Below are 4,128 nucleotides of genomic sequence, written 5' to 3' on the forward strand. Positions count from 1 at the left end.
GCTCTATAACCTCCCTCTAGCGTCGGCAGCGTAAGTTGTTTAAAAGAGACAGGGCTCAGCCCCACCCGTCCCGCCGCCGCTCCCGGCCGCGGCCGGACAGCGCGGAGGAGAGGTTGATGCCGACGATCCCGGCCCAGCACACCACCAGGCCCGCCAGGCCGCAGGTGCCCGCCGCCACGCCGGACAGCGGCACGCCCATCACCAGCGACAGCACCTGGATCTTGAACTGCTGTCCGCCGCGCGGCCGTTGGGGCCGGTCGGGGTCGGCCTGCCCGGCCGTCCGCCGCTCGGCCCCGGCGTCCAGCCGGGCGTCGAGCCGGGCGAGGAAGGAGTCGACGAGCGCGCTCTCGTACTCCGGGCCGAGCTCCTTGCGGGTCTGCAGCGCGGCGTCGAGGTCGCGGGCGAGGTCGTCCTTGGAGAGGTCCATGGCCGCCAGCGTCCTCGCCCGGTTCCGGGTCGGTCCAGCGCCGCGCCGCGATCTCCGGGGCGGGTCAGGGAAGTCTCCGGGTCACCCCGAGACCGGGCCGGGGGCCGTCCCGCAGTGCGAAACACCATTGCCCACCTGCCAAGACTGCGCCACAGTCGTCCCAGCCGCCGCAGCCGGCGGTGGGCTCCGCACCCCCGCCCGGAGGTTTTGCCGATGACAGCCCTGGACGAGACCGGCACGGTCGGCCCGTCGGCGCGCCTGCTCCAGCTCTTCGAGGGCCACCGGCTGACGCCGACCCAGCGGCGGATCGCCCACTCGCTCGTCCGGCACGCGACCCAGGCCCCGTTCCTCTCCAGCGTCGAGGTGGCCGAGCTCGCCGGGGTCAGCCAGCCGTCCGTGACCCGCTTCGCGGTCGCCCTCGGCTACGACGGCTACCCGGCGCTGCGCAAGCAGCTGCGCGAACTCGGCGCAGGCGAGCAGCCCGCGGCCGAGACGCCGGCCGACGCGGTGCGCAACGAGCACCAGCAGGCGGTGCTCGCCGAGATCGAGCACCTGCGCCACCTGGCCGACCTGCTGGCCGACCCCGAGCCGATCGTCCGCGCCGCCCGGCTGCTCGCCGCCTCCCGCCCGCTGCCGGTGCTGGGCCTGCGCGCCGCCTCCGCGCAGGCGCACGGCTTCGCCTACTTCGCCGCCAAGGTGCACCCGGACGTCCGGCTGCTCGACGAGGGCGGCTCCATGCTCGCCGACCGGATCGAGCAGGCCGCCGCGGCCGGGGCGAGCGCCTTGATCTGCTTCGCGCTGCCGCGCTACCCGCGGGAGCTGATGGACGCCCTGGTGACCGCCCGGGCGTGCGGCCTGACCGTGGTCACCGTCGCGGACAGCGCCTTCGCGCCGGTCGCGAAGCTCTCCGACCTGCTGCTGCCGGCCGCGGTCGCCACCGGCCTGGTCTTCGACACCGCCTGCGCGCCGATGATGCTCGGCCGGGTGCTGCTGCAGACCATGTGCGACGAACTCCCCGGCGCGGAGTCCCGCCTGGAGGCCAACGAGCAGTCGGCGGCGGCCCGCGGGCTGTTCCTGGACTAGGGCTTGGCCGGCCCCGGCGGGTTGCCGACGGCCTCTCAGCGGGCATCCCTTGTGCAGGGCCCGGTGCCGGGCGGGACGGGGGTGCCCGCGATGCGCGTGATCCATCAGATGGTGAGAACCGCGAGACTGGCCGACGGCGCCGACGAGTGGTGCTGCCCGGCCTGCGGCCGCAGGATCGCGCTGCGCCGCCCGCCGGACCCGCAGCTGCGGGTGATCGACCCCGGCGACGAGAGCGCCGTGCACATCGGGGTGACCGAGGAGGAGGCCGCGGGCCCGGCGGCAGCGGGCCCGGCGGCAGCCGACGCCGCCGAGAAGTACGGCCTCGGTCCGATCCAGGAGATCCCGCGCCCGCCGTCGCGGCCCGCCCGGGAGTCCGCGGCGGACCGGGGCCGGCCGGCGGCGTCGCCGGACGAGCAGGACCGCGCCTGGCTCGCGGAGATCGGCATCGACTGGGACGGCGGAGCGGCCGCCTGAGCCGGTGTCGCCCGTTCGGCGCACACTGGAGGCAGAGGGGGCCGGCGCCCGTTCGGGCCCCCGGGCAGGTGAGCACGATGCGGTACCACTGGCACGGCGGCCGCGGCGGCGGCTGGGGATGGGTCCTGCCGGGGATCACCATGCTGCTGTTCGCCCTCGTGCTGGTGGCGCTGCTGGTGCTGCTCTGGCGGGTGCTGGCCCGCGGCGGCGGCCGGGGCGGCGGGCCGCCGGCCCCGCACTGGGGGAGCGCGCCGGCGTCCGGCGCCGAGCAGCTGCTCGCTGAGCGCCTGGCCCGCGGGGAGATCGAGGTCGACGAGTACCGGATGCGGCTGGCGGCGCTGCGGGAGGGCTCCGGGCCGCCCGGCTGAGCCCGGGAATAGCCTGCGTCCGGGGGTGGTTCACCGCCATGTAGTTGAAATATGAACGACCTGGAGGGTGAGCGCAATGCAGTTCGGGATTTTCACCGTCGGTGACGTCACGACCGACCCGACCACCGGGCGGGCGCCGACGGAGCACGAGCGCATCAAGGCCATGGTGGCCATCGCGCTCAAGGCGGAGGAGGTGGGCCTGGACGTCTTCGCCACCGGCGAGCACCACAACCCGCCCTTCGTGCCGTCCTCCCCGACGACCATGCTCGGCCACATCGCGGCCCGGACCCACCGGCTGATCCTCTCCACGTCCACCACGCTGATCACCACCAACGACCCGGTGAAGATCGCCGAGGACTTCGCGATGCTCCAGCACCTGGCCGACGGGCGCGTCGACCTGATGCTCGGCCGCGGCAACACCGGCCCGGTCTACCCGTGGTTCGGCCAGGACATCCGCCAGGGCATCCCGCTGGCGATCGAGAACTACGCGCTGCTGCACCAGCTGTGGCGCGAGGACGTGGTCGACTGGCGCGGCCGCTTCCGCACCCCGCTGCAGGGCTTCACCGCCACCCCGCGGCCGCTGGACGGCGTCCCGCCGTTCGTCTGGCACGGCTCGATCCGCAGCCCCGAGATCGCCGAGCAGGCCGCGTACTACGGGGACGGCTTCTTCGCCAACAACATCTTCTGGCCCAAGGAGCACTTCCAGAAGCTGATCGAGCTGTACCGCGAGCGCTTCGCCCACTACGGGCACGGCACCCCCGAGCAGGCCGTGGTCGGCCTCGGCGGCCAGGTCTTCATGCGCCGCAACTCCCAGGACGCCGTCCGCGAGTTCCGGCCCTACTTCGACAACGCCCCGGTCTACGGGCACGGCCCGTCGCTGGAGGAGTTCACCGAGCAGACCCCGCTCACGGTCGGCAGCCCGCAGGAGGTCATCGAGAAGACCCTGACCTTCCGCGAGTCCTTCGGCGACTACCAGCGCCAGCTGTTCCTGGTCGACCACGCCGGACTGCCGCTGAAGACCGTGCTGGAGCAGCTCGACCTGCTCGGCGAGGAGGTCGTCCCGGTGCTCCGCAAGGAGTTCGCCAAGGGCCGTCCGGCCGAGGTGCCGGACGCCCCGACCCACGCGTCCCTGCTGGCCCGCCGTTCCGAGGCCGCACTGGAGGAGGCCAAGTGACCACCGCACTCAGGATCGTCGCCGTCTCGGCCGGCCTCGGCCGGCCCTCGGCCACCCGGCTGCTCGCCGACCGGCTGGCCGAGCAGGTCCGCGAACAGCTCGCCGGCCGCCGCCCGGTCGAGGTCGAGGTGGTCGAACTGCGCGACCTGGCCACCGAGATCGCCAACAACTTCGTGACCGGCTTCGCCGGGCCGCAGCTGAGGGCCGCGCAGGAGTCCGTGGCCGGGGCGGACGCGCTGATCGCCGTGACCCCGATCTTCAGCGCCTCCTACAGCGGGCTGTTCAAGTCGTTCTTCGACGTGCTCGACCCGGACGCACTCACCGGGAAGCCCGTGCTGGTCGCCGCCACCGGCGGGACCGCCCGGCACTCGCTGGCCCTGGAACACGCGCTGCGCCCGCTCTTCGCCCACCTGCGGGCCGTGGTGGTGCCGACCGCGGTGTTCGCGGCCTCCGAGGACTGGGGGCCGGGCGGCGACGCGGCCACCGAGGGGCTGGCCCCGCGGATCGCCCGGGCGGCCGGCGAACTCGCCGGCCTGCTCGCCGGCGGCCCGCCGCGGCCGCGGACGGAGCCGGCGCCGGCGGTGGTCCCCTTCGAGCAGCAG

General features: G+C 74.4%; 6 protein-coding genes. 5 read left to right on the plus strand and 1 reads right to left on the minus strand.

What is annotated here, in order from left to right:
- Positions 1 to 55: 55 nt before the first annotated feature.
- On the minus strand, positions 56 to 427 hold the full coding sequence (locus ACFV0G_RS20885; protein WP_380549717.1) for a hypothetical protein: 372 nt from the start codon (positions 425 to 427) through the stop codon (positions 56 to 58).
- Between the two features lie 213 nt (positions 428 to 640).
- Between ACFV0G_RS20885 and ACFV0G_RS20890 the strand changes: the two genes are divergently transcribed.
- The 5 genes from ACFV0G_RS20890 to ACFV0G_RS20910 form a co-directional block, all read left to right on the plus strand.
- Positions 641 to 1,510 (plus strand): MurR/RpiR family transcriptional regulator, encoded by an 870-nt coding sequence (locus tag ACFV0G_RS20890; RefSeq protein WP_380549720.1) that lies wholly within the window; start codon positions 641 to 643, stop codon positions 1,508 to 1,510.
- Positions 1,511 to 1,618: 108 nt separating this feature from the next.
- Positions 1,619 to 1,984: a hypothetical protein gene (locus tag ACFV0G_RS20895; protein WP_380549723.1), complete on the plus strand. Its 366-nt coding sequence runs from the start codon at positions 1,619 to 1,621 to the stop codon at positions 1,982 to 1,984.
- Between the two features lie 77 nt (positions 1,985 to 2,061).
- Positions 2,062 to 2,352, plus strand: coding sequence for an SHOCT domain-containing protein (locus ACFV0G_RS20900; protein WP_380549726.1), 291 nt, complete (start codon positions 2,062 to 2,064; stop codon positions 2,350 to 2,352).
- Between the two features lie 76 nt (positions 2,353 to 2,428).
- The gene (locus tag ACFV0G_RS20905) at positions 2,429 to 3,526 is read left to right on the plus strand and encodes an LLM class flavin-dependent oxidoreductase (RefSeq protein WP_380549729.1); all 1,098 of its coding nucleotides are present in this window, start codon (positions 2,429 to 2,431) and stop codon (positions 3,524 to 3,526) included.
- The coding region (locus ACFV0G_RS20910; RefSeq protein WP_380549732.1) for an FMN reductase at positions 3,523 to 4,128 on the plus strand (606 nt) is incomplete at its 3' end. The genes ACFV0G_RS20905 and ACFV0G_RS20910, both read left to right, overlap by 4 nt.

The organism is Kitasatospora sp. NPDC059571 (assembly GCF_042735675.1).
GTDB lineage: Bacteria > Actinomycetota > Actinomycetes > Streptomycetales > Streptomycetaceae > Kitasatospora.